Source organism: Acidithiobacillus sp. M4-SHS-6, from assembly GCF_047421495.1.
Classification (GTDB): domain Bacteria; phylum Pseudomonadota; class Gammaproteobacteria; order Acidithiobacillales; family Acidithiobacillaceae; genus Acidithiobacillus.
In genome coordinates, this window is record NZ_CP175559.1 from 2,501,891 (window position 1) to 2,526,079 (window position 24,189).

Sequence of the window (24,189 nt, forward strand, 5' to 3'; positions counted from 1 at the left end):
GGTAAGCCCTGCTATACTATTCATCCTGAGTCCATCGGATCGACCGAAAGGGGGTGCCTCCAGAAATGACCGAAGCCAGAAAGCCGACATCAAGCCATCAGGACCATCCAGCGAAGGATGGAGACGCGCTCTACCTGGTGCTGATCAGCGTGCATGGATTGATTCGCGGCCAGGATCTGGAACTGGGCCGCGATGCCGATACGGGCGGACAGGTTCTCTATGTCGTCGAACTGTTACATGCCCTGGCGGCACATCCCAAAGTCGCCAGAGTGGATCTGCTCACCCGCCAGATCCATGATTCCCGAATAGCGAGTGATTACGCGCAAGCACAGGAAGATCTTTCCGGAGCCCCCAAGGCGCGCATCATTCGCCTGCCGGCAGGCCCCGACGAATATTTGCCCAAGGAGGCGCTCTGGCCCCACCTGGACAGTTTCAGTGATCATGCCATGGAATACCTGCGGCAGCAGGATCGCCTGCCCAGCGTCATTCACAGCCACTACGCCGATGCCGGCTACGTGGGGATGCGCCTGGCCCTGCAGCTCGGTGTGCCCCTGGTACACACGGGTCACTCTCTGGGCCGCAGTAAACGGCAAAGCCTGCTGGCCTCTGGCGAATCCGAACGGCGCCTGGAAGAAAAATACCATTTATCCCATCGTATCCGCGTAGAGGAAGAAATCCTTTCCGTGGCTTCCTTAGTAGTGGCCAGCACCCGGGACGAAATCGACAGTCAGTATGGCTTGTACGATTGGGCCAATCCTGAACGCATGCGCGTGATTCCGCCGGGGGTCAACCTCTCCCGATTCGATCCTGTTCCGCGTCCGGCACCCCCTATCGTCAAGGAATTGGAACGCTTTTTACAGCAGCCTGAACGCCCCCCGATTCTCGCCCTGTCCCGTCCCGACGAGAGAAAAAATATTGCCGGCTTGATTCATGCCTATGGACAGAACGCCGCCCTGCAGGCCCGAGCCAATCTGGTCATCGTCGCCGGGAATCGGGATAACATCCGGGATATGCCTAGCGGTCCCCGGCATGTACTGACCGAAATCCTGCTCTTGATTGACTGCTACGACCTTTACGGTCAGGTTGCCTATCCCCGCCATCATCATCCCGATGACGTGCCCGATTTCTATCGCTGGGCAGCGGGCTTACGGGGGGTGTTCATCAATCCCGCCCTGACGGAACCATTTGGCCTGACCCTGATCGAAGCGGCGGCTTGTGGCCTGCCGGTCCTGGCCACCGAAGATGGCGGCCCCAAAGACATCATCGCCAACGGCAACAATGGGATCCTGATCGATCCCCTGGACACCGAGGCCATGGGCAACCAGCTCCTCGGCATCCTGAACGATGCAGAAAAGTGGCAACAGTATGCAAAAAACGGCATCACCGGGGTACGCCGGCATTACACCTGGCAAGCGCATGTGGAAAAATATCTCTCGGCACTGGATGAATTGCCCCTCACCGTCCCACTCCCGCGAGACATTCCCGCCTCGGCCGAACGGTGCGTCAACGCTGATCGCCTGTTGTTTCTGGGGGCCCGGCTGCTGGACCAGCCCCCGGCTCCAGGCCAGTTGGAAGCGCTGGCGGCCACACTGCACCGGAAAAGACGGCAAGTGGCTCTGGGGTTGGTAACCACCCGCCCCCTCCATGAGCTGCTGACCCTGCTCAAACAGCGCCGTCTCGCCATTCCCGAGATCCTCATTACCCGCGCGGGAACCCAGATTCACTATGCGGCGGAACTGACCCGCGATCAGGCCTGGAGCCGCCACATTGGCGTGGATTGGCAAGGGGATCGCGTCTACGATCTGCTCGCCGAAACGCCGGGAGTCCGCTTGGCGAGCCGGAGCAGTCAAGGATTTTATGCCGTCCATGGCTTCATGGACAGGGATTTTGCCGGCGTGGTGGCGTTGGCTGATCAACTGCATCAGCAGGATATCCCTGCCCGCGTGGTCACCATCAATCCCCAGGAGTTCCTGGTCGTTCCCCAACGCGCCTCCCAGGGTTTTGCCATTCGCTATGTTGCCGATCAGCTCGACATAGCGCTCGATCATGTCCTGGTCGTGGGCAGCGCCCAGGCCGATCTCGACTTGTTGGGGGGGAACATTCTGGCTGCCCAGGTAGGCCGGGAGATTGCCCAGGACCAGTTGCAAGAGGATATCTACCCCTGTGCTGCGGACGGCCTGACGGGAGTCATGGAGGCCATCACGCACTATCATTTTTTGGAAGAATGCGCGCCGGGAGGATGAGCCGCATGCACAGGCCCCAGGAAGACACCCAGCCCCTGTTGCTCTGCTGTGATCTGGATCGCACCCTGATCCCCAATGGCAGCCAGCCGGAAAGCCCTGAGGCTCGCCCAGCCTTCCGCAAGCTCTGCACCCATCCCGCCGTGCATCTGGCCTTGGTGACCGGGCGTCACCTGGATCTGGTCCACGAAGCCATGGCACACTGGCAACTCCCCACCCCGAACTTCATCATCGGCGACGTCGGGACGAGCATTTACACCTTTGCGCAGGGGAAGTGGCGGCCATGGCCCCATTGGGCCGCCGAAATCGGTCCCGATTGGGGAGGAATGACCCACGGGGATATTGCCGAAGAACTGGCGGATATTCCCGCCATTACCCTGCAGCCGACGGCACAGCAGGGGATATTCAAAACCAGTTACCAGGTGGCGCTGGATGCGGATCGGGAGGCCCTCGAAACAGAACTACAGCGACGCCTTTGGGGCATCGGGGTGAATGCCCGGCTGATTTGGTCCATGGATGAACTGGCGGATACGCGCTTGCTGGATATCCTGCCTGTCAGTGCCAGCAAGCTCCATGCCATCGAATTTCTGGGGCAACAGTATGGCTATCCTCTGGAACGCACGGTTTTTGCCGGTGATTCGGGCAACGATCTGGAAGTTTTGGGTAGCCACATCCACGCCATTCTGGTCGCCAATGCCCACCCCGAGGTGCGGGAAGAAGCCCTCCGTCTGGCTACCGCTTCAAACCTGCCCGACGCCCTTTACATCGCCAAGGGCGGCTTCCTGGGCATGAATGGCAACTATGCCGCCGGCGTGCTGGAAGGGGTCGCTCACTATTTTCCCGAAACGGCCGAATGGATGACCCTGCCCGGCTGAATGCCGCAGCAACGCCGCGCCACCCTGCAATGGGGCACGGATGGTCACGGCATGAGCACTATGCCGTACCTGCCGATGTTTTCAGTTCAGGCGGGACAGTCTCGGCTTGCAGTCCATGTCCACTCAACCAGCCCAGGATAATCCCTGCCATCGCCATGGCCGACAAGGCCGGATAACCGATGAACTGTACCAGCGGCCCGCCCAGAAAGGTTCCCAATACGGTCGCGACCGCGCCGCTGGCATTGAATAAACCCATGGCAGCCCCTTGACTGAAGGGGGTCAGGCGGGCAGTCAGCGTGGTGCCCGAGATGCTTTGTAATGGCCATACCGCCATGATCAAAACAAAACCCAACAAAGCGACGAATGTTTTGGGAATGGGTGTAAAAAACACCACCAACAACAAGCCAAAACCGAGCAGACGTCCCAGCAGGGACCAACGATATACCCGACCAGCCCCATATTTTCCGGATAATTGCCCACCCACCGAATAGAGAATCAGGGCAAAGGCAGCCGTAATGGCATAGACACTGGACGTCAAAGCAGGAGCCACGTTGTAGGCTTTTTGCATGGCTACCGGGAAATAGGCAAAGAAGGCCGCCACACCAAAAGCCACCGCAAACCAGGAAAGCAGAAAGCGCCCGAAGCGGGTATGCAAAACCTCCATGAAATGTTTGCCGCCCTGCAAGGAGAGATGATGGGAAAAGCGCAGGAGCCCACCCCCCAGCAGTTCGGGACGGCCAAAATTGGCCAGCAGACGCCAGTCCAGATCCCGTCGCATTTGTCGACCGATTTCCGCTGTCCAGTCAACGCGTTTTGCGGCCGAAGGCAGCCCCTTGGCACCCAGCCATAGCGCCGGAATCAAAGCCAGCGCCGAGCAGAGCAGTCCCAATTTGAAATTCGCGACAAAAATTCCGGCAAGCAACAGCCCACCCACCTGTCCCGCACCATTGAAGGTCTGCAGCCATCCCAGCCGGGCCTCCCAGTGATTCTTAGGATCGAATTCCACAATAAACAAACTGGCCACGGTGGCCACCGCCGAAGTGCCTGCCCCCGCCGCCAACGATAACAGCGACCACGGCAACAGTCCGGGCAAAAACGGCATCAACCCCAGAGCCAGCATCAACACGATGAAACCGCTAAAGAAAACCGGAAGATGCCATTTCCTGTCGTCGGCCAGGAAACCCCATAGGGGCGAACTCAATAATCCCAGATTGAATCCTCCCATCACATAGGCGACCCAACTGAGATGATGGGATATCGCGACAATCATCAAGGGGAGAAGAATGGGGAGTATTCCCGAGGAAATCGCTCCCAGAATGGCGTAGGCCAGAAACCAGATGGATATCCAGCGTCTCGGCTCATTCAGGATGTGCCAGACCCTGGCCAGATGCGCCCGTGCCCGCTGCCTTCGGTCCATGGATGAAAGGGATTTTTCGGGTTCAGCCTGCTGAGCGATGATTTCAACCATTACAGTTCCTCCCTGGGTGGATGATGGAATGGAGCGGATTGCAGATCAGTGGCTTGATTTCTCATTTCTCACCTGGAAACCATGGGCATTGTGACCTCCGTCACACCGTTAAGTTTCCAATTTTCTTGGCCGTTCCCCCCAATAAAAAAAGCCCGGTAGGGCCGGGCTTAAGCATTTCATCCATAACAACAGTACTCATCTACAACTACAACAACAGCTACTACAACAACTGCTACAACAGGAACTCACACAACACAAAAAACCTTAGAGGCTGCCCAGCAAACCGCCCAACAGACCCGTGCTGCCGCCTACCAGACCGGTTACCGTACCCGTCACCGGGGCCAGGGCGCTCACGGTACCGGAAAGCAGTGTGGGCACATCCGTACTCACTGCTGCCAGTGCATTGCCGGTATTATCCACGACATTGTTCAGCAAGCCCTCGACGCCACTGAGGGCACCGCCAGCCACGATGGTGGTTTCACCCAATACCGTACCCACATCGTTGGTGACACCGCCCAGCAAACCTTCCACACCACCCAAAACTCCCCCAAGGGTGGTGTCTAACGAGCCCACCAAACCGGTGACTGTGCTTCCCAGGCCGGAAACCAGATCGCCTGCGCCGGAAGTAGCCGAGCTACCCCCACCCAGGAGTCCGCCCAGCAAACCGCTCAAGAGACCGCCAACATTCAATAGTGACATGATCATTTTCTCCGTGTTTTAGTAGCGCAAGAAACATTCAGGTGGCTGAAACGCACACAAAGGCGCGACTATTCAGCACGCAACCATGAAGCAAACGATGTGCCACATTTTGATTATTCCGGTAACATTTTTTAACTCAGTGTTTTCTTGGTATAATTTTAACCCAGGTTGCTGAACTGGCGCGATGCCTTCCACTTCACGTTACCCGTAATCCCCAATGATACCACCCACAATGTTACCCCATGTTACCCGTTACACAATTTGCGAACCTCAGGTCCTCTCCTTCCCCCAAAAACCCTTCAAACCCATACTGCTACCCCATGTTACACATTGCGACTCAAGCAGAATGTCGGCAGCGGGCCAGGCCACCAACAATTTCAACAGGTTCGGCACTCATTCAAGCGATCCGTTGCGCGGTACGAAATTTGCTTTAAAGTCCAAGCATGGAACTCCGCAAATCCCATGACCGCAGCAAAGAGGCACGTCCCTGATGGCTGTTCACAATGCCTGGCAACCCTTCCTACAGGGACATGGCAGCAACGCCATTCTCAACGGGGAACTCCTTTTACTGATCCTGGCAGTGCTACTGCTGCTGTATTTCTTGCCCAGCATCAAGGCATGGCGGCGTTGCCAGGGTAAGTTCCACTGGTGCCTGCATCTGTTTTTCATCAACCTGTTCCTGGGCTGGACCATTGTCGGTTGGTGGCATGTCTGGAATCGGGCCAATTGGTCGGGACCGACCATTTTCGTGCGCCGTGGCAAATATCGCCGCCAATCCTTTCAAGCACCCGCACTGCAACGCACCCATCACTTGAGGTAGCCAATGCGCGTGATGATCCTTAAAACCACTCCTCTTATTGCCCTGCTGGGCAGCATCGGGCTGCTGGGCTGCCCTGCAGCCTGGGCCATGACCAGTACCGAAGCCCATAGCCTTTGCCTTCAGGCCCAAGCCGGAGACAGCACCGCGCTGACCAACCTGACCGAAGCGGCGCAGCACGGCAACCGTTCGGCCGAAAACTGGTTGGGGGTGTATTATGGCCTCAAACGTCAGTACCAGGCGGCCGTGCCATGGACCCGCAAAGCGGCCCTGCAAGGAGACCCCCTCGCGGAATTTGTCATGGGCAACATTTACTATTATGGCAATGGCGTCCCCAAAAATGTCAGCAAGTCGGTCTATTGGTACCGGCTCGCGGTGGACCAGGGATTCCAGAAGGCCGAGCCCATGCTGCAAAAGGCGCAGGCAAAACTGCGGATGACATCCCTCACTACCCCGGCCACTCCCATCCCAGGCAAGCCCCTGACTCCGGCAGTGGCCGGACACCCCAACAGCCAACGCCCTCGGAATCCGGGCCAGAAAACGGTCACCGCGACAGCCACGCCCAAAAGCATGGCGACCCCTCGAGCGCAAGCCCTGAGTCCGGCGGCAGAAAATCATCTGGGCTACGCCTATTACAGCGGCCAAGGCAAGACCCAGAACTACCAGAAAGCTTTTTACTGGTTCCGAAAAGCGGCCCGGCAGGGCAATGCCAGCGCCGAAAACAATCTGGGAGTCGCCTATAATCACGGGCAAGGGGTTGCCCAGAATAACGCCAAGGCCCTTTACTGGTACCGGAAAGCCGCGCAACAAGGCAACCCCAGTGGCGAAACCAACCTGGGAGTGGCCTATTACGAAGGCAGCGGCGTCAAAAGCAATACCCCACAAGCCCTGCACTGGTGGAAAATGGCCGCCGCCCAAGGGGATCATCGGGCACAAAGTTATCTGGATGTCGTCCAGTCGGCTTCCCCTCCGGCTTCCTGACGGGCGCCTTGCGATTCATGACACCCCAGCCCGCCGTTGACCCGCCCCAGCTTTCATGTCACCCCTTTTTACCCATTTCCCCCCGCTCCTCCAGACAAAACGTCTTAGGAACAACCACTTGACGGCCGCAACCCACACGGCACGGCAATTGCATCTGAACCATCCAAAGCCGCACACCAGGAGGCCACAGATGAACCATAGTCGGATCAGTAGGGCACAGCGTCCAAGCGAAGTCCGTTCTTTCCCGGCAGGACGAAACACCCCCCACACGGATGGCCTTCAGCTCGATGCCCATGCCGTACTGGAGGCGCTGGATGAGATCACCGCCTGTCTGCGCCATTATCAGGCTTTTGGCGATCGGCAGGAACTGGATGAATCCATCTTTTCCCTGATGGCCCTGGAGGCCCGCCTGCAGCACAGCGTCCAGCAACAGAGGAAAGCGCTGTAGGAACACCTTTCTTACACCCCGAGCAGCATATCGGTTTATTTCGAACATCAAGGAGACAAAAATGAGTGTGATCAATTTGGGCGATATCGTGGACAGTCTTTTGGGTACCAACGGCTACGGTGCTGGCCTCTTGGGCGGTGATGCCCTCCTGGGCAACCTGCTCGGCAATGGCGGTGAATCCGGCTTGCTGGGTGGCCTGTTGGGCGGCAACAATTCCGGCTCCGGACTCCTGGGTGGCCTGCTGGGTAACAGCTCGGGTTCGGGACTCCTGGGTGGCCTGTTAGGGGATCTGGGCCTCGAATCCGTCGTCAATCCCGGCAGTGGCAACATGGCCACCAGCAGCGGCGGTTCGGTGACGACCAGCACCGGGAGCAGCACCACCACCAGCACCACCCTGAGCGGCGGCAATCTGCTGGGTTCCCAAGGCTTGCTGGGCGGGCTCCTCGGCATTCTGTAAGCCTTAGCGCCGCATCCACCCTTTCCCGTTTTGCGCCCTGCGCTTCACGGGAAATATTCGCTCACGCCAGCCGCTCCCCTGCCTGGAAAGGCTTTCCGGGCAGGGGTGTCTTGCGCCCACCCCCATGATTACCGGAAAGGTAACAACTTGTAACGCTCTGGCTTCAAAAGCTGAATCGCGGTCTGGACGTTACATAATACCAAACGGTATGCAACCCTTATGGTGACAAAAATTTTTTGTCCGCCCTCCCTTGTAATGCGCTGAATACAGACTAAATAAAAAACTGCCCCGGGATTGTCACCCACCTGCCCCGTTATTCGGAAAGCCTCCGCGAGCGCTGGCACGCAATCTGCTAATAAAGCCCCGGTGTGTGGTGACGTTCTGGGTAGTGAAGCGGTGCAAGGCTGCCGGAATAACCGGACAGTGTTCATTTGGTGTGTTGAGAGAAACAAGGAGAAGATCCATGGAAACGATCAAAAATGCGGTGGTCCGCTTTGTGCGGGATGAAGAAGGTGCGGGCGTCATCGAGTATTCGCTGATTGCCGGGATCATGGCGGCGATTATTATTGCTGCTCTATATACTGGGGTGGGCGGAGCAATTAAAACGGTATTCGCAAAAATCGAAGGTGAATTAACAAAGGTTGCAAATTATCAAGGTTAGTTTGCCACCTCACTTACAATTTGATAACCCAAGCTATAGTTCATTCGTGAAGAAACTATCCCCAAGGAGATCTATTGGAATGGCACAGCGGATTGACTGCCCTCTGGGCATTGATGCTGGCCGGCAGCGATCTGCGCTACCGGCGCCTGCCCAATGTCCTCACCTTGGGGGCGCTGGTGTTCGGCCTGCTCTGGGCAGGGTGGACCGGTCAGATCTGGCTCGGTGGAACCGGGTGGACCGGGCTGCTCGGGCTGGCCGCCGCCTTTTTCGCCTTACTCCCCTCCTACGCCTGGAAAAAACTGGCGGCGGGAGATGTCAAATTCATGATGGCCGTCGGGGTGCTGGCTGGCGCTTCTCCCCTCCTGGGGGTGTATCTGCTCGCCGCTCTGTTCACCCTGCCGGTCATCCTCATCGAATATCTGCTGCGCGGCCGGGTGCAGCGCAAAACCCCCTTCGGTTTCGGCATTGGCCTCGCCTGCGCCGTGGTGGTTCTCAGTCACTGGCCACCCCCGGTATTTCCCCTGGGCGGCTGAAACATGCCATGGCAACCCTGCAGGCTCGGTCTGACGACCCCAACGCTGCCTGCACCGGCGAGCGCGGCTCCTCCGTCATTGATTTTCCCTTTGTGCTGGTGTTCTTTTTTCTGCTGCTCTGGGGCATTTTCAATTTCGGCTTCATTTTCGTCATCCAGAGCATGATGACCACCGCCGCCGAAGATGGTGCCCGGGCGGCCCTGCACTATCAGCCTGCCGCCAGTGAAGGTCTGGCCATTGCCGCCCGCGCCAATGCGGCCCAGCAGACGGCCCAGCAGGTGGCGGGGGTGCTGAATGGTCTGGCGGGAGGCAGCATCACCACTACGGTGAACCCCACGACGTGCAGCTACAACAGCAACCTGACCTGCTTCAGCGTGCAGGTCACTTTTCCATATGGCCAACACCCCATCATTCCGGCGCTGGTGAATTTTCCCTTCATCGGGTCGGTGGGGGTGCCCCAGCAACTCACCGGCACGGCAGTCATGCAGGTGGACAATGAGAATCTACTACAAAACTGATGCATTAAAGACATAAATCACCAAGGAGACAGGGAAACATGGGAAACAAGGCGAAAATCGCCATAGCCGTTCTGGTGCTGCTGGCGGTACTGTTGGGGGTTGCGGCCTATGTCATCAGCCTGCCTTCCAGCCGCGTGCCGCCGCCCGCAAAAGCACCGAGCAGCACAACGGCTGCCCCCGCCGGAGTGGCTGTCGTCGTCGCCAGCAAGGCGCTGCCCGCCGGCCAGCCCATTCCGGCGGAGGCCCTGAAAGTGCTCCACTACCCCCAGTTTCCTAGTGGCGCCTATCATCAGGCCCGGTCGGTCATTGGTCAGGTGCCGGTCACCAGCATTGGCGCGGGGGTGCCGGTTTTGCACAGCAACATGGTCTCCGGTCTGGCCACCCAAGTGCCCGCCGGGAATCTCGCCATGGCCATCCGCGTCAACGAAGAAATTGCCGTGGGCGATCACTTGCATCCGGGGGATTTTGTGGATGTGTTCACCACCCTGCCCGGCAACGAGGGACAGATGCACGGCGGCTGGCCGACCCAGAGCCGCTTGCTGCTGGCGGGGCTGCGGGTTCTGGCGGTAGGGCCACAGACCGTGACGCACGGCCTGCAACCGGTTGCCGGTCAGCAGGGCGACATCATCAACGGCCAAACCGCCAATGGCCAGCAACAGCCTCCCAGCACGGTCGTGTTGCAGGTGCCGGTGGCCTCCGCCGCCACACTGGCCCTGGCCAGCGCCCAGGGCCATCTCTTGTTGGCCCTGCGCAACCCCAAGAGCAACGGAATGCCCGACGTGCAGGATTTCCCCCTCCCCACCCCGGCGCTGCTTCCGACCAAGATCCCCCTCGGCCAGCGGCAAGCGGCGCTGCAAAAACCCGAAAACCGGGCTTATGCGGGTTTGACGCTGCCGGGCCTGGCGGGCAAGAGCCGGGCCGAAGCCCAGGCCATGCGGCCCTTGCCGCCCCCACCACCCATGATGCAGGTCTATGACGGCGCCCAGAAAACCGCTGTTCCCTACTAATGTTCCACCGCCCTGATAAAAAGCGAGACACCAGTATGAACGCACATGAAAAATCGGGTTGCCTGCGCCAACGGCTGCGGAGCACCCTGCCATTGGCCCTGCTCGGATGGCTCTGCACGCCGCTGCTGGGCGCGGTGGCACCCGCCTCGGCCGCCAACTGGTCTGCCCACCCGGTCAAGCAAGAACACGCCCTGGATATTACGGTAGGGACCCAGCAGGTCCTGAGTCTGGATGAACCGGCCTACCGGATCGCGGTAGGCGACCCCAAGGTGGCCTCGGTGCGCCCGCTCAACCGCAGTCAGGGCAAATCCCTGCTGATTACCGGGGTGAGCGTCGGGCAAAGCAGTCTGATGGTCTGGAAACTGGGGCACAAGTCGCCCGAGGTCTGGCAACTGAGCGTGAATACCAGCGTGCCCAGGGCGCCACTGGCCGCGCCTGCGCCGGGCATGCCCAAAATCTCCGCCCAGGGGAACGTCGTGACCCTGTCGGGTTCGGTGGCCAGCCAGATGAAACAGGAGGAGGCGCTCGAAGCGGCCGCCGCCATGGCCGGAAAGGATGGCAAGGTCATCGATGAAAGTACCATTCCGGTGGATGACGAAGTGCAGGTCGGCGTCAAGGTGGTGGAGTTCAGCAAAACCGAACTGAAGAATGTCGGCATCAATATTTTTTCCATCAACAACGGGTTTACCCTGGGTACATTTGGTCCCTCCACATTGACCGGCCCCAGCACGCTGGGCAGCGCTCTCAGTACTGCTTCATCGACCTTGCCCTTTGCCCAGGCATTCAATCTGGTCGCCCAGGTCCACAATGGCAGCGGCTTGAGCAGTTACCTGAGCCTGCTGGAAGGCAACAACATCCTTCGCGTGTTGGCCGAACCGACATTGGTAGCCATGAATGGCCATAAAGCCAGCTTTCTGGCGGGCGGGGAAATTCCCATTCCGGTCCCCCAGAGCAGCGGCGTCGGAGTACCCACCATCACCATTCAATACAAGAAATATGGTGTCGCCCTGGACCTGACCCCGACCATTCTCAGCGCCCATAAAATTGCCCTGCATGTTGCTCCATCCGTCAGTTCCCTGGATTATACCAATGCCATCACGCTCAATGGGTATAGTGTGCCTGCCCTGCTGGTACGTCAGGCCAATACCACGGTAACACTGGGCAATGGCGAAAGCCTGATCATCGGCGGACTGGTGGACCGGCAGATGCAGCAGAATATCAATAAAGTGCCGATCCTGGGTGATCTACCCATTCTCGGGGCCTTTTTCCGGTCCATCGACTATTCCAAGCAGGACATGGAACTGGCCATCATCGTCACGCCGCGTCTGGTCCGCCCCATTGCGGCAGGCGTCAAACTGCCGCCCATGCCCGGTGAAAAGTATGCCCATAGTCACCTGAATCTGGGCAAGGCGGTCTTCCTGCCCGGCAGCAACTATGACGAATCCTCTTCGGGGCCCGGATACACGCAATGATGACTCGCCTCAACGAGACACTCAGTCCCGGCACTGGCAACCAGGCCATTGTCCTGGCACTTTGCCAGCGGGCCGAGTGTCTGGCGTGGATGCGTTTGGCCCTGGATGGCATGGCCATCGTCCTGCCGGTGGATTTGCGGCCGGATGAAATGGTCCAGACCGTCGGCAAAAGCGGGGCTTCCGTACTGGTTGCCGATTTTGGCGATCAGCCCCCGGGAACGGCGCTTTTCGATCATCTCCGTCTATCCTTTCCGGATCTGAAAGTCATCGGCGTGGGTTCTCTGTCCGATCAGCAGGCATTGCTGACCGCCATGCGTGCCCAGGTGGTGGATTATGTCGAGCAGGAATCCCCTGCAGGCAACCTGCGTCAGGCGGTAGAACGGGTTTTGGCGGAAATCCGACAGCGTCGCCTGCGGACGGGCCGCCTGATAACCCTGTGCGGGGGCATTGGTGCTGGCAGCACCACGATCACCTGCAATCTGGCCTCGTTGCTCAAAGCGCAGCGGCCCGACGCCGGTGTGCTGATACTCGATTTCGCCACCCCCGTAGGGGATGCCGCCCTACAACTGGGGATCGCCCCGCACATCAGCTTTGCCGAAGCCGTCCGCAACCTGGATCGCTGTGACCGCACCTATCTGAATACGGCCATTGCCCGCAGTTCCGGCGGTATCGGTGTACTCCCGCTGTTCCACGAAGAGAGGGACTTGCGGGGACTGAAAATTTCCGAGGCCTACCAGCTTCTGGTGTTGATTTTGTCCACCTATGATCTGGTCATCGCGGACCTGGGCGGAGCCGCCTTTTCCGATCTGGGACAATATTTGCAGCAGACTGCGGATGAAATTCTGCTGGTGGTCGATCAATCGGTGGGACACATTCTGGAAGGCAAGAAGATCGTGGCCCAGCTCCGCGAGAGACTGGGCAATCGCCTGCATGCCCACCTGATCGTCAACCATTACGAACCCGTCCTGGGTGTGGAGCCCACGAACATTGCCGATGAATTGGATCTGCCGCTTCTCGAAAGCGGGATTTTACCCGAGCGGCGCACTCCCCTGATACAGTCCATGAATCTCGGTAAGGCCCTGATGGAAACCCTGCCCAAGGATACGCTGGTCAACCTGTTCAGCGCGATGAGCCTGCAGTTGCAGGCAAAACTCTGGCCGGAGCAGGTGAAGGATGCTTCCCGACAGCCCCGCGGTCGTATCAGTCAATGGTGGCATGACTGGAGAAAAACCCGATGAACGGCGATAACAGTCAGGCATTCGGTGCATATCCCTTTTCCGGCGAAGAAAAGACACAGCTCCATCATCAGGAGGAGTATCTGCAATTCAAGGGGTATCTCCATCAACGCTTGATCGATCGGGTGGAGGAGATTGGTGCGGATTTTGCGTCTCTCCGCAAGGAAGCGGTGATGCGTTTCGTCACCCTGGAAATGGATCGCCTCCACAATGAGCGCCCCTTTCCCCTGAGCGAAAAGGAAATCGAAACCCTCATAGAGGAACTGACCAACGAACTCACCGGGTTTGGACCTCTGGAAGCCGCGATGCAGGACAGTACCGTGGAAGATATCCTCGTCAATGGTCCCCGGGAAATCTACCTGGGCCGTGCGGGGACCCTGCAGATCAGCAAGCTGGCGTTTCAGGATGATGCCCACCTGATGCGCATCATTCACCGCCTGCTGGCCTTGACGGGGCGGCGTATTGACGAATCCTCCCCGACGGTGGATGCTCGCCTGACCAACATCGGGCGCCTGAATGTGGTGATTCCCCCATTGGCGCTCAATGGGCCGGTCCTGTCCATCCGGCGTTTTCCGGCCCATCCCCTGGCTGCCCACGATCTGGTGGAAAAGGGCAGCCTGACCCAGCCCATGCTGGATTTCTTGCAGCTTGCCGTGGCAAACCGGTGTAATATTCTGGTATCCGGCGGTACCAGCAGTGGTAAAACCACTTTTCTGAATGTGATTGCCAGCTTCATACCTGACGGTGAACGCGTCATTACCATTGAAGACACTGCGGAATTGCAGTTGCAGAGCAAACATGTGGTGCGCCTCGAAAGCCGCCCCGGCGGTCATGACGGGGCCGGTGCGGTCGATGTGCGGGATCTCTTGCGCAATACGCTGCGCATGCGTCCCGATCGCATCGTCATTGGTGAGGTACGGGGTGGTGAGGCTCTGGAAATGATGCAGGCGATGACTACCGGGCATGACGGCTCTTTGGGCACCATCCATGCCAATTCGGCACGGGAAGCCTTGCAACGTCTCGAAATCCTGCTCAGTTTCGGCGGTTTTCCGGGGAATGATCTGTCCATGCGCCGGCAAATCGCCTCGGCCATCGACATCATCGTCCAGATTGCGCGCCTGCCCGATGGCCGCAGAAGAGTCATGGCCATCAGCGAGGTCACGGGCATAGGCGACAACATTATCTCCATGCAGGAACATTTTCGTTACGAAGCCCAGGAAAATCGTGAGGGGCATCTGGAAGACCACTGGGTGGCGACCGGCATCACCCCGCGTACCCCCAAACTCGCCAAATATCAGCCCATCGCCTCCGACGATGATTTCGGGTGGCGATGATGCTGGTACAGATACTCATCGTTCTGGCTGTCATCCTGATCGGCACCGCTGCGGGCATAGCCCTGATCCAGCAGAAACCCTCGGAATTGCCCGCTGCGCTGCGCGAAAGGCTGCGGGCTTTCGACCAGAAAGAAGCCCGCACAGAAGACAGCCCTGAAGAAAAACATCTTCTCGAAAAATCCGCCTCCGGGAAAAAGGATGGCTGGCTTTTGCAATGGCAGGAAAAACTGCGCCAGGCCGGCATGGTGCCCCGGACCTGGATGATCAAATCCCTGGTCATCGGTCTGTTTCTCAGCCTGCTGATCGGCCTCTTTTTGCGTCCCTGGATGGCCCCCATTTTCTTGTTCGTGATCTATCCACCGGCGCTTTTGGCCTACGTGCAAAGCCGCATTCGCAAGCGGGCCGCATTGGCACTGATGGATCTGCCCAACTTTCTGGATGCCGTCGTGCGCACCTCCCGGGTGGGTGCCAGCTTGCCCGCAGCCATGCTGGCGGCCACCAAGGATGCCCAAGGCCCGATTCGTGAAGTGTTCAATCAGATCATGCGTCGCCAGCAGTCCGGCATGCCCCTGGATCGCGCCCTGCTGGTCGTGGCCAAGCGTTATCAGATGCAGGAACTGGCCATTGTGGCCACGGTCCTGCGCCTGAACACCCGCTACGGTGGGCGGGTGGACATCGTCCTCGAACGGATCGCCGACTGGTTGCGTGGCCGGGTCAGCGCCCAGGCCGAGCTGAGCGCGCTTTCCGCTGAAACCCGCTTCGGCGCACTGATCATGAGCCTGCTGATTCCCGGCCTGGCCGTTTATATCATGATCATGAACGGCCAATATCTGCTGGGCATGTGGGACGATGCCACGGGCCGCCTCGTCCTCATTTTTGGAGCCATTCTGCTGTTGACCGGGGTGGTCTTGGTCAATCGCATGGCGAAGCTGAGGTGATGTGCTGATGTTCAGCCTTTCTGCCCTACTCATTGCCCTTGCGGTCGCCGCCCTCAGTCTGGCCGTGGGGTTGCTGATCTTCTTTCGCCTCCACCGTTTCTGGATGCTGTCCCAGACCCAGGCATCCCTGCAGCGGGTGGAACCCCGCCTTCAGGGCGACGCTTCCGGTGACAACACAGCAACTATCCGTAATGAGGTTCCGCTAGCCCGGCGCCGGGGCATGGTGCCTGAGCGCCTCGCCCGTTGGGGGACGGCGGAAGATCGGCGTCAGCTCCTGCAGGCGGGGTATCGCAGTCGGCGTGCGCCCGCCCTGTTCATCGCCCTGCGCATCGGTCTGGGACTGCTGCTCGCGCTGGCGGCCCTCGTGATCATTCCCCTGGCGCAGATCAAGGTTTCCGGTCCGATGCTGCCTATCGTGGCATTCATTGCTCTGGCCATCGGCTACCTGATCCCCAAATTCGTTCTGGAGGCCCAGGCCCACGGCCGACGCGATCGGATCAATGGCGAACTGCCCTTTTTCGTGGACATGCTGGCGCTGCTCCAGGGGGTAGGACTCAGTCTGGAGCAAAGCCTGATGTCAGTGGCGGGTGCCGGAGAGGCGGGCATCCCGCTCCTGGCTTCGGAAATGCAGGAACTCAACAAACAGATTGCCATCGGCCGCCCCCGCATAGAAGCCATGCAGAAACTTGCAGAAATGTTGCAGGACCCGGATTTTCAGGAACTGGTCAACATGCTACGGCAAATCGACCGTTTCGGCGGCGAAGTGACACAACCCCTGCGTGAATTTGCCGAACGCCTGCAGGAAAAGCGCCACATGGCGCTGCGCGAGCGGGCGGGGCGCATGAATGTCAAAATGACCCTGGTGCTGGTGCTGACCATGCTGCCGGGTCTGGTGATCATCACCGTAGGGCCTGCCATGCTGCTGCTGGTCAAATTCATGGGGCGCTTCTGATGTCCCGCCATCCGCTGTTCCAACGCGCCTCCTGCCGTCTGGGCTGGGTAGTGTTGCTTGGCCTTGCGGCAGGTTGCGCATCCACGCCACAACGTCCGGTGGTGGTCGAGGCCCCGGCGCCCAAAATCTCTTCGGAACACCTCGCGGATTTGAGCCTGCAGCTCATTGCCCGCATGGAATCCGAAAAAAAATGGTATGCCGCCCTGTCCTGGCTGGATCGTTACCGCCAGCAGTATCCCGCTTCGGCCACCAGCAATCTGTTGCGGGCGCGGGCTCTGGCCGCCACCGGCGCGACGGTGGATGCCGAAAATCATTTCAAGCGGCTGCTTTCTGGCCCCCTGGCCGCCGAGGGGTATCAGGGACTCGGTCTGCTGGCCGCCAAGCAAGACCAGCGGGATCGTGCCATTGGCTATTTCATCCAGGCCTCCCGGCAGGACCCGACTAACGCCGACATCCTGAATGATCTGGGTTACGCCTATCTCCAGAACCACCAACTCGAATCCGCGCGGCCAGCCCTGTTCCGTGCGGGCGAACTGGCTCCGGCCAACTCCCGAATCTGGAGCAACATTGCCCTGTACTACCTGCTGCGCAACGAGACCTTTCAGGCCCAGGAAGTCATCGGGAGCCATCAACTGGACTGGCACACCCAGCAGATGATCCATGACGAAGCGTCACGCCTGATGGGCCAACGTCCGGCGCGGGCTGGCGTAGCGGCCCCTGCCCCGACGGAAAACAACGCCGCTCCCTTTCCCAATCAGCCGCTGACGCAGATGTTTTCTGCGGACCCGGCGCAATCAACGAATCCATCGAGGACTGCACCATGAGCAAAACATGGCATCATGCAATGTTGTGTCTGATCACGCTTTCCGGAGTCACCTTGCTGAGCGGCACCGCTACCGCAGGGGATGCGGACAATTATCTGCAGCCCCCCATTCTGGGCTGGAAAACACCTCCCCACGCTGCGCCGCTACCCATGGCAGCCCCGCCAGCCCCTCAGACCCCTTCCACCGTGGCGGCTCCTGCAGCCCAGCCCGCCGTCACGCCAATTCCGCACCCGGCACCCGTCGAGGCCCAGCACGGCATCCCCCTGGCTCCGGCCAAACCGGCTGTGTCCGTGGTTATTCACCACCCGGTGGCACAGCCCCCGGCGCGGCCTGCCTACCCCAACGCCGTGCGCAAGCTCTTTGTCTTCCAGGCCGATGGTCAGCATGCCGGCCATTTCCAACCCATCACGGGGGCAGAAGCCGCCAAAAGTTACAAGGCTTACCTGAAGTCCTTTGGCCAGGCGCAGAGCAGCGCCTCCGCACCTGCTGATACAAACCCCATGGCTGCTTCCAGCAGTATTTCCGGTTCCCAGTATCCGGGCATGCAACCATGAAACCCCGGCATCAGGGACAAGGCCTGGATCGGCGTCACGGCGAAAGGGGCAGTCTGGTCATCATGACGGCCCTGGTTCTGCCCATCGTCATGCTCATTGTTTTTGGTGCCATCGATATTGCCCATGCGGTATATGTACAAAGGCATTTGCAGAAAATTGCCGATATGGCCGCCATTGCCGGAGCCGAAAATATAACGGACGCCAGCGGTACGGCAAACAGCAATGCCCAGGCCAATGGTTTCAGCACCACCGCTCCGGGGCGGTCGATAACGGTCAGTACCGGAAACTGGAATCCCAAAAATCAACCAGCACCGACCTATTTTTCCACGAACGTCCCCACAGGCAGTGAAACCAATGCGGTGCAAGTACAGGTCAGTCAGCAGGTACCCTATTTTCTGTTTCTGGGGCCACCATTGACCCTGCATGCCCAGGCCATTGCCTGGGCACCCAGCATGGCGGGCTTTACGGTGAGCAGCCAGTTGTTAAGTCTCAACACGCAACAATCAGCGGTTCTGAATGCGCTGCTGGGAGGGTTGCTGGGCACACACTTAAACCTGGGGGTTGCGGGTTATAATGGACTGTTGAGCACCAACATCACTTTGGGTCAATTGGCCCAAGCCCTTCATGTGGGTACGGTCAACGGATTGCTGCAGGCCAATCTGAATTTGCCGATACTCTACCAAGGCATGTTGACGGCCTTGAGCAACCAGGCCCATGGCGGCGTCATTTCATCAGATGCCCAAGGCGCCTTGCAACAATTGGTCAATCTCGATGTTCCGGGTTCCTATCAGGTTCCGGTGGCCAAGCTCCTCAACATCACCCTGGCAGCCCCCGATGCGGCGGCCGATGCCCAGGTCAACCTGCTGAATCTGATCACGACCTCCGCCATGGTCGCCAATCAGCATCATTTTATCAGCATTCCTGACCTGGGAGTGCATCTGGGTGGCCTGGTCAATCTTGGCCTGGGCCTGCAGATCATTTCCCCTCCTTCCATTGCCTTTGGCGAGGCCGGACAAAACCCTGATGGCACCTGGAAAACCCAGGCGCATAGCGCTCAAGTGGCCTTGGCACTCCACCTGCAGGTGCTCGGTGCACTGGATGGTGGGGTACTGAATGTTCCCATTTATCTGGAGGTGGATCCGGCCCAGGCCCATTTGACCAAATTGACTTGTTCGGTGCCCCAAAACAACACTCGCGTCCATATTGGTGTCAACACCGGGGTGTTGACGGCAGTCATCGGTGATGTCCCCAAAGACGCCCTCGACAATACGACCCAGCCCCTCTCTGCGGTGGCAAAATCCTTCAATCTGGTCAATGTATTGAACCTGATAAAGGTGACCATGAACCCGCTGACCGTCCCCCTGAGCGGGCAAGTTGGTTACAATAACAACACTTATGGATACACGCCCCTGCGGCCCTTTATCGGAGTACCGAGTCAAAATCAGACCCTGGATACCAATGGTCTGGGGAATGCGTTGGGGAATACCTTGCAGGCCCTACAGACCCAAATGCAGAAACCCGGTGCAGTGGATGTCCAATTGCTCGGCATATTGAATCTTCCGCTTGGTAATGTTGTCGGCACATTACTTGCGGTGCTCAATCCGTTATTGATTCCCCTGACCCATCTTTTGAATGACATATTGGCCCCAGTATTGCAGTTACTGGGAATTCAGTTGGGCATCGCCACCGTCAATTATAATGCCCTCAGTTGCGGCAATGCCGTATTGGTTTATTGAATGCAGCAAAGAAAACCGTTCGTATGACACTTACCCAAATACTGGTCTGGGAAGGCCAACATGACTTCGCCAAGCGCCTGGAGCGCTGCCTGAATCGGGAGGATGGTTCCGAGATCTTGCGTTATGACGAAGAAGCGGAGCATCCCTCCAGCGATGCGCCCATGGAAGCGGATATCGCCTTCATCAGCACCAGTGCCTTGCGGCGCTATGATCGGAATCACCTGGCCTGGGAACGCATCAAGGGTATTCCGGTGATCTGGGTCGGCAGCGGCGACCAAAGTGTCTATACCACGACCTCCCTCAGTGAAAGGGTCGTGCTCCCCGCCTACTTCAACTGTGCCAGTCTTGAAACCGTGATGCGCCACACCTTGCGCAGCACGAACCATTTCGGGGAAGAGGCGCAGCCCGGAGGAGGCGGGACAGCATTCGATAAGGCCCATGTTGATCTCGCCTTGCGCAAGGAGGGCTCCTTTCTCTATCAGGCGGCCTGCATGCAGCAACTGGTGGATAATGCCCGGCTTTATGGCGCGCTCTCGGTGAGCGTACTCATTCGCGGGGGAAGTGGAACGGGCAAGGAGCACATTGCCCGGATGGTCGCGGATGCCCATCCCGATTATCGCAATGGTCCATTTGTGGCCGTAAACTGTGCGGCCATCCCGGAAGCCTTGTTTGAATCCCTGTTTTTTGGACACGTCAAGGGCTCTTTCACGGGTGCGGTAAGGGACCACGCGGGCTACTTTCGGGATGCCCATAATGGCACCCTTTATCTGGATGAAATCGGCGATTTGCCCTTTTATCAACAGGTCAAATTGTTGCGGGCCCTGGATGATGGCGTGATTCATCCCGTCGGTTCCAGCGAAACCATCAAAACCAATTTCCGCCTGGTAGCCGCCACGAACCGCCCCCTCAACCGCATGATTCAGGAGGGGACCTTTCGCCTCGACTTCTATCATCGTATTGCCGTCGTTGAGCTCTATGTACCCACTCTGCAGGAACGTGGCCCGGACGAAAAGATTTTGTTATTCAACGCTGCCCTGCGTCAGTCATTGAACCTTTACGCCCAGGAAGCCTGTGAGCCGCCGGAGTTGCCCTACTGGCTGAAAGATTGGGTATCCAGCTACCCCTTTACGGGGAATGTGCGTGAACTGTTCAACAAGGCCGCGCGCATGGCCGCTTACTATCTGGGACATCATCGTTTTGAGCAGGCGGAATGCATGCACCTGCTTTGTGCCGAGGCTCTGGAACGCGAAACACCGGAAACCGATGAACTCCCCGATTTCACCTCCAAGACGGAAGAACGCAATCAGGTATTGCAGGCCCTGGAAAAAAATCAGTGGCGCAGGTCGGAAACGGCCGATGCCCTGGGTTGGAGCCGCAAGACCCTGTGGCTGAAGATGAAAAAATATGGATTATCCGACTGATATGGAAATGGAAGCAGTGCAGTAAAATCGGCTCTCCGTCATGCCTGAATCATTTTGAACTACCGATAAGGAGATACAACATGCGTATGAGAACAACCAAACAGCCCGTCATTCGTATTCTGTCCATGAGCATGGTAATGCTGGCAGCCGTGGGATTAAACACGGGGGCTTATGCAGACACCGCTTCCAGCGGCGCGAAGTCTGTTCCATCTACCGCATTGCCCAGCAGCGCCCCAGCCCAGGCACCCGCTTTGACCGAGCATGTCCTGCACCTGATCAAGACCCACCAACTGGTGGAACTGCGCACCATTTATAATGGGCCTTTTGCGGCCGCCATGTTCTTCAATCCACAAACCCTCAATTACTCGGTCATTTTGCTCAAACACCATGATTTCTGGTGGGTGGGAGAAACCGCAGATGGACACAAGGCCGAGGAGCTTTACACCAAACTGGCCACCCAGACCATCCGTCTGGCAGCGCCCGATCTGGCCAAAATCCAGTTGGATGCCCGCATTGCCGTAGCCAAACGCAGTCTTGAAGCCCAGCAGAAGCGAGAGAAAGAACTGGCCCAGCAGATTTCCGCCCAGCAGAAAATCGTTCAGGCCGGAACCGCGGCCCAGAGTCAATTACTGCAGGAAGCCGAAGCGCTTGATGCCCAGCGCAAGTCCCTGGAAGAACAACTTGCCGCCACCAACAAGGCCGTTGCCGATCTGCAAAGCAAGGCCCAGGCAGGCCCTTCCATGGAAACCTTTAACAACCGGATAGCTCCGCAACAACCCACCTCCGAGTCCAAGCCCCACCTGAAGAGCCGAATCCAGATTCGCGCCACCGCCCACCCATGACCGGGCAGGAAACCGACCAGAGCCCGGGGACACCCAGTTCCGCAGGGATATCTCCCCAATCTGCCCAGCCGGTCTCCAGTGGTTTGCAATGTCTGGCCATGATCGCCGGCTACTACCAGCGGCCCTGCAATGCGGAGCAGCTGGCCAGGGCGCTGGGCATGACGGCGCCCATACTGCCTCCCGGGAAAATCATCCTCGCGGCGCGAGAAGTCAAGCTGGTAGCCAAGGTGGTTCAACTACAGTGGTCTGATCTTGCCCGCCAGCATTATCCGGTCATGGCCGAACTGAAGGATGGCAACTATATCGTGCTCGGGCGTTTCGAAAACCAGCGCATGGTCGCCGTCGATCCCACCCGTGGTCAACTCATTCTCGATCAGGCGACCCTGGAGAGAGTCTGGACCGGGCGGGTCATTTTTCTGAAGCCACGCTTCTCCTGGAGTGGAGAAAACCAACGCTTTGGCCTCCGCTGGTTCATCCCCATCATTTTGAAATACCGTCAGCCGGTGTTGGAAGTGCTGATGGCCGCGTTCGTGGTCCAGATGTTCGGGCTGGCCATGCCCTTGTTCGTACAGCTGGTCATCGACCGGGTACTGGTCTATCACAGCCTGCCGACCCTGAACATCCTGGTCATCGGCATGTTGCTGGTCATTGCCTTTGAAACCACCCTCAACGTGCTCAAGACGCTGATGATGACCCATACCACCAACCGCATCGATGTGACCTTGGGTGCTCGCCTCTTTGCCCATGTATTGCGCATTCCCATGCGCTACTTCGAAACCCGCACCGTGGGTTCCACCGTGGCGCGGGTCAGGGAACTCGAAGTCGTGCGGCAGTTTCTCACCGGTCCAACCCTCATGTCCTTCATTGACGTGTGGTTCGTCGGCATTTTCATCATCGTGCTGCTCTTTTATAGTGGCTTGCTCACCTTGGTCGTGCTCGCCACCATCCCTTTCATGGTCGGTTTATCCCTCGCCATATTCCCCATCCTGCGTCGCCTGCTTCAGGAAAAATTTGATCGTAGCGCCGAAAACCAGTCCTTCCTGGTGGAAACCATTACCGGCATCCAGACCGTCAAGGCCCTGGCGGTGGAGTCCAAAATCTACCAGCGCTGGGAAGAAAGTCTCTCGCGCTATGTCATGGCTTCTTACCGGGTAGATCGTCTGGCTGGGGTAACCAGTTCATTTACCCAGATGATTCAGCGGCTGGGAACCTTGGCCATCATGTGGGTCGGGGTCAAACTGGTTCTGGATGGTGAACTGAGCGTGGGTGAACTGATTGCCTTTCAGATGATCTCCGGTCAGGTTACCGGGCCGATTTTGCGTCTTGCCCAACTTTGGCAGCATTTTCAGCAAGTCGGGGTGTCGGTGAATCGCATGGGTGATCTCATGAACACCCCGGCGGAACCCGTGGTGGATATTGGCAAGGCTTCTCCTCCTGCCCTGCATGGGCGGGTGACCCTCGACAAGGTGCGTTTTCGCTATACCGCCGATTCGGATGAAGTGCTGAAAGGCATCAGTTTTGACATTCCTGCCGGATCTTTCGTCGGCATCGTCGGACGTAGCGGTTCGGGCAAGAGTACCCTGGCAAAAATGCTGCAACGCCTGTATCTGCCGGATTCAGGCGCTGTACTCATCGATGGAATCGACCTCCGTCATGTTGAACCCAACTGGTTACGTCGGCAGATCGGTGTCGTCCTTCAGGAAAATTTCCTGTTTTCGGGAACCATTCGCGAAAACATTGCCATGGTCTATCCCGAGGCCACCCTGGATCGCATCATTGCCGCTGCGGAACTGGCGGGAGCCCATGAGTTCATCCGTCAAATGCCGGATGCCTATGATACCAAGGTCGGTGAACGCGGAGACAGCCTATCCGGTGGCCAGCGGCAACGCATTGCCATTGCCAGAGCCCTCCTGGGTAATCCCCGGATTCTCATTTTTGATGAAGCCACCAGTGCCCTCGACTATGAGTCGGAACGCATCATCTGGAAGAACCTGCATAAAATCTGCGAAGGACGCACCGTCTTCATGGCCGCACATCGTCTAGCCTCGATCCGCAGCGCCGATATCATTCTGGTCATGGATCAGGGCGAAATCGTCGAACAAGGTTCCCATCAATCCCTGATGGCAAAAAACGGCGTCTATGCCTTGCTGGCGAAAGACGAAGAAGGAGTAGATTGA

Annotated in this window: 23 protein-coding genes; 21 read left to right on the top strand and 2 right to left on the bottom strand. The window is 58.3% G+C overall.

Annotated features, from left to right (window positions below):
* The first annotated feature begins 65 nt into the window (after positions 1-65).
* Positions 66-2,243 carry an HAD family hydrolase gene (locus ACJU26_RS12990; RefSeq protein WP_414040054.1) on the top strand — a complete coding sequence of 726 codons (2,178 nt, stop codon included), beginning with the start codon at positions 66-68 and terminating at the stop codon, positions 2,241-2,243.
* Positions 2,244-2,248: 5 nt separating this feature from the next.
* Positions 2,249-3,115, top strand: coding sequence for an HAD-IIB family hydrolase (locus ACJU26_RS12995; RefSeq protein ID WP_414040055.1), 867 nt, complete (start codon positions 2,249-2,251; stop codon positions 3,113-3,115).
* Positions 3,116-3,173: 58 nt separating this feature from the next.
* Here ACJU26_RS12995 and ACJU26_RS13000 read toward each other — a convergent pair whose 3' ends face one another.
* Together ACJU26_RS13000 and ACJU26_RS13005 are read right to left on the bottom strand one after the other, a co-directional pair.
* Positions 3,174-4,583: an MFS transporter gene (locus ACJU26_RS13000; protein WP_414040056.1), complete on the bottom strand. Its 1,410-nt coding sequence runs from the start codon at positions 4,581-4,583 to the stop codon at positions 3,174-3,176.
* Positions 4,584-4,847: 264 nt separating this feature from the next.
* A complete protein-coding gene (locus ACJU26_RS13005; protein WP_414040057.1) occupies positions 4,848-5,282 on the bottom strand; it encodes a hypothetical protein in 435 nt (144 codons plus the stop codon).
* 490 nt (positions 5,283-5,772) lie between these two features.
* Here ACJU26_RS13005 and ACJU26_RS13010 point away from each other — a divergent pair, with 490 nt between their 5' ends.
* The 19 genes from ACJU26_RS13010 (at position 5,773) to ACJU26_RS13100 (ending at position 24,189) form a co-directional block, all read left to right on the top strand.
* Positions 5,773-6,102 (top strand): superinfection immunity protein, encoded by a 330-nt coding sequence (locus tag ACJU26_RS13010; protein ID WP_414040058.1) that lies wholly within the window; start codon positions 5,773-5,775, stop codon positions 6,100-6,102.
* 3 nt (positions 6,103-6,105) lie between these two features.
* Positions 6,106-7,080, top strand: a complete 975-nt coding sequence (locus tag ACJU26_RS13015; RefSeq protein ID WP_414040059.1) for a tetratricopeptide repeat protein — start codon at positions 6,106-6,108, stop codon at positions 7,078-7,080.
* Positions 7,081-7,270: 190 nt separating this feature from the next.
* A complete protein-coding gene (locus tag ACJU26_RS13020; protein WP_414040060.1) occupies positions 7,271-7,528 on the top strand; it encodes a hypothetical protein in 258 nt (85 codons plus the stop codon).
* A 61-nt stretch (positions 7,529-7,589) separates the two neighbouring features.
* The gene (locus ACJU26_RS13025) at positions 7,590-7,985 is read left to right on the top strand and encodes a hypothetical protein (protein WP_414040061.1); all 396 of its coding nucleotides are present in this window, start codon (positions 7,590-7,592) and stop codon (positions 7,983-7,985) included.
* 463 nt (positions 7,986-8,448) lie between these two features.
* The gene (locus ACJU26_RS13030) at positions 8,449-8,646 is read left to right on the top strand and encodes a Flp family type IVb pilin (RefSeq protein ID WP_414040062.1); all 198 of its coding nucleotides are present in this window, start codon (positions 8,449-8,451) and stop codon (positions 8,644-8,646) included.
* A 74-nt stretch (positions 8,647-8,720) separates the two neighbouring features.
* Positions 8,721-9,179 carry a prepilin peptidase gene (locus tag ACJU26_RS13035; protein WP_414040063.1) on the top strand — a complete coding sequence of 153 codons (459 nt, stop codon included), beginning with the start codon at positions 8,721-8,723 and terminating at the stop codon, positions 9,177-9,179.
* An 8-nt stretch (positions 9,180-9,187) separates the two neighbouring features.
* The gene (locus ACJU26_RS13040; RefSeq protein ID WP_414040064.1) at positions 9,188-9,697 is read left to right on the top strand and encodes a TadE/TadG family type IV pilus assembly protein; all 510 of its coding nucleotides are present in this window, start codon (positions 9,188-9,190) and stop codon (positions 9,695-9,697) included.
* Between the two features lie 38 nt (positions 9,698-9,735).
* On the top strand, positions 9,736-10,704 hold the full coding sequence (gene cpaB / locus ACJU26_RS13045) for a Flp pilus assembly protein CpaB (protein ID WP_414040065.1): 969 nt from the start codon (positions 9,736-9,738) through the stop codon (positions 10,702-10,704).
* 35 nt (positions 10,705-10,739) lie between these two features.
* Positions 10,740-12,176 carry a type II and III secretion system protein family protein gene (locus ACJU26_RS13050; protein WP_414040066.1) on the top strand — a complete coding sequence of 479 codons (1,437 nt, stop codon included), beginning with the start codon at positions 10,740-10,742 and terminating at the stop codon, positions 12,174-12,176.
* Positions 12,173-13,414 (top strand): AAA family ATPase, encoded by a 1,242-nt coding sequence (locus tag ACJU26_RS13055; RefSeq protein WP_414040067.1) that lies wholly within the window; start codon positions 12,173-12,175, stop codon positions 13,412-13,414. The genes ACJU26_RS13050 and ACJU26_RS13055 overlap by 4 nt, the downstream gene beginning before the upstream one ends.
* Complete coding sequence (locus ACJU26_RS13060; RefSeq protein WP_414040068.1) at positions 13,411-14,745, top strand: CpaF family protein; 1,335 nt, start codon at positions 13,411-13,413, stop codon at positions 14,743-14,745. The genes ACJU26_RS13055 and ACJU26_RS13060 overlap by 4 nt, the downstream gene beginning before the upstream one ends.
* The gene (locus ACJU26_RS13065; protein ID WP_414041983.1) at positions 14,742-15,683 is read left to right on the top strand and encodes a type II secretion system F family protein; all 942 of its coding nucleotides are present in this window, start codon (positions 14,742-14,744) and stop codon (positions 15,681-15,683) included. The genes ACJU26_RS13060 and ACJU26_RS13065 overlap by 4 nt, the downstream gene beginning before the upstream one ends.
* 7 nt (positions 15,684-15,690) lie before the next feature.
* Positions 15,691-16,635 carry a type II secretion system F family protein gene (locus tag ACJU26_RS13070; protein WP_414040069.1) on the top strand — a complete coding sequence of 315 codons (945 nt, stop codon included), beginning with the start codon at positions 15,691-15,693 and terminating at the stop codon, positions 16,633-16,635.
* Positions 16,635-17,459, top strand: coding sequence for a tetratricopeptide repeat protein (locus tag ACJU26_RS13075; protein ID WP_414040070.1), 825 nt, complete (start codon positions 16,635-16,637; stop codon positions 17,457-17,459). Before ACJU26_RS13070 ends, ACJU26_RS13075 begins: the two co-directional genes overlap by 1 nt.
* Complete coding sequence (locus ACJU26_RS13080; RefSeq protein ID WP_414040071.1) at positions 17,456-18,013, top strand: hypothetical protein; 558 nt, start codon at positions 17,456-17,458, stop codon at positions 18,011-18,013. The genes ACJU26_RS13075 and ACJU26_RS13080 overlap by 4 nt, the downstream gene beginning before the upstream one ends.
* Positions 18,010-19,749: a TadG family pilus assembly protein gene (locus ACJU26_RS13085; RefSeq protein ID WP_414040072.1), complete on the top strand. Its 1,740-nt coding sequence runs from the start codon at positions 18,010-18,012 to the stop codon at positions 19,747-19,749. The genes ACJU26_RS13080 and ACJU26_RS13085 overlap by 4 nt, the downstream gene beginning before the upstream one ends.
* Positions 19,750-19,772: 23 nt before the next feature.
* Entirely contained in the window at positions 19,773-21,170 is a 1,398-nt protein-coding gene (locus ACJU26_RS13090; protein ID WP_414040073.1) for a sigma 54-interacting transcriptional regulator, read from the top strand.
* A gap of 80 nt (positions 21,171-21,250) precedes the next feature.
* Positions 21,251-22,012 carry a DUF2968 domain-containing protein gene (locus tag ACJU26_RS13095; RefSeq protein WP_414040074.1) on the top strand — a complete coding sequence of 254 codons (762 nt, stop codon included), beginning with the start codon at positions 21,251-21,253 and terminating at the stop codon, positions 22,010-22,012.
* Positions 22,009-24,189 (top strand): peptidase domain-containing ABC transporter, encoded by a 2,181-nt coding sequence (locus tag ACJU26_RS13100; RefSeq protein WP_414040075.1) that lies wholly within the window; start codon positions 22,009-22,011, stop codon positions 24,187-24,189. The genes ACJU26_RS13095 and ACJU26_RS13100 overlap by 4 nt, the downstream gene beginning before the upstream one ends.

What these genes read in the sequence shown, in the direction of transcription:
- ACJU26_RS13020 (WP_414040060.1), top strand. Translation starts at nt 7,271, where the DNA reads ATGAACCATAGTCGGATCAGTAGGGCACAGCGTCCAAGCGAAGTCCGT.
- ACJU26_RS13090 (WP_414040073.1), top strand. Translation starts at nt 19,773, where the DNA reads ATGACACTTACCCAAATACTGGTCTGGGAAGGCCAACATGACTTCGCC.
- ACJU26_RS13030 (WP_414040062.1), top strand. Translation starts at nt 8,449, where the DNA reads ATGGAAACGATCAAAAATGCGGTGGTCCGCTTTGTGCGGGATGAAGAA.
- cpaB (WP_414040065.1), top strand. Translation starts at nt 9,736, where the DNA reads ATGGGAAACAAGGCGAAAATCGCCATAGCCGTTCTGGTGCTGCTGGCG.
- ACJU26_RS13025 (WP_414040061.1), top strand. Translation starts at nt 7,590, where the DNA reads ATGAGTGTGATCAATTTGGGCGATATCGTGGACAGTCTTTTGGGTACC.
- ACJU26_RS13015 (WP_414040059.1), top strand. Translation starts at nt 6,106, where the DNA reads ATGCGCGTGATGATCCTTAAAACCACTCCTCTTATTGCCCTGCTGGGC.
- ACJU26_RS13095 (WP_414040074.1), top strand. Translation starts at nt 21,251, where the DNA reads ATGCGTATGAGAACAACCAAACAGCCCGTCATTCGTATTCTGTCCATG.
- ACJU26_RS12990 (WP_414040054.1), top strand. Translation starts at nt 66, where the DNA reads ATGACCGAAGCCAGAAAGCCGACATCAAGCCATCAGGACCATCCAGCG.
- ACJU26_RS13100 (WP_414040075.1), top strand. Translation starts at nt 22,009, where the DNA reads ATGACCGGGCAGGAAACCGACCAGAGCCCGGGGACACCCAGTTCCGCA.
- ACJU26_RS13010 (WP_414040058.1), top strand. Translation starts at nt 5,773, where the DNA reads ATGGCTGTTCACAATGCCTGGCAACCCTTCCTACAGGGACATGGCAGC.
- ACJU26_RS13085 (WP_414040072.1), top strand. Translation starts at nt 18,010, where the DNA reads ATGAAACCCCGGCATCAGGGACAAGGCCTGGATCGGCGTCACGGCGAA.
- ACJU26_RS13005 (WP_414040057.1), bottom strand. Translation starts at nt 5,282, where the DNA reads ATGTCACTATTGAATGTTGGCGGTCTCTTGAGCGGTTTGCTGGGCGGA.
- ACJU26_RS13050 (WP_414040066.1), top strand. Translation starts at nt 10,740, where the DNA reads ATGAACGCACATGAAAAATCGGGTTGCCTGCGCCAACGGCTGCGGAGC.
- ACJU26_RS13060 (WP_414040068.1), top strand. Translation starts at nt 13,411, where the DNA reads ATGAACGGCGATAACAGTCAGGCATTCGGTGCATATCCCTTTTCCGGC.
- ACJU26_RS12995 (WP_414040055.1), top strand. Translation starts at nt 2,249, where the DNA reads ATGCACAGGCCCCAGGAAGACACCCAGCCCCTGTTGCTCTGCTGTGAT.
- ACJU26_RS13070 (WP_414040069.1), top strand. Translation starts at nt 15,691, where the DNA reads ATGTTCAGCCTTTCTGCCCTACTCATTGCCCTTGCGGTCGCCGCCCTC.
- ACJU26_RS13040 (WP_414040064.1), top strand. Translation starts at nt 9,188, where the DNA reads ATGGCAACCCTGCAGGCTCGGTCTGACGACCCCAACGCTGCCTGCACC.
- ACJU26_RS13000 (WP_414040056.1), bottom strand. Translation starts at nt 4,583, where the DNA reads ATGGTTGAAATCATCGCTCAGCAGGCTGAACCCGAAAAATCCCTTTCA.
- ACJU26_RS13075 (WP_414040070.1), top strand. Translation starts at nt 16,635, where the DNA reads ATGTCCCGCCATCCGCTGTTCCAACGCGCCTCCTGCCGTCTGGGCTGG.
- ACJU26_RS13055 (WP_414040067.1), top strand. Translation starts at nt 12,173, where the DNA reads ATGATGACTCGCCTCAACGAGACACTCAGTCCCGGCACTGGCAACCAG.
- ACJU26_RS13065 (WP_414041983.1), top strand. Translation starts at nt 14,742, where the DNA reads ATGATGCTGGTACAGATACTCATCGTTCTGGCTGTCATCCTGATCGGC.
- ACJU26_RS13080 (WP_414040071.1), top strand. Translation starts at nt 17,456, where the DNA reads ATGAGCAAAACATGGCATCATGCAATGTTGTGTCTGATCACGCTTTCC.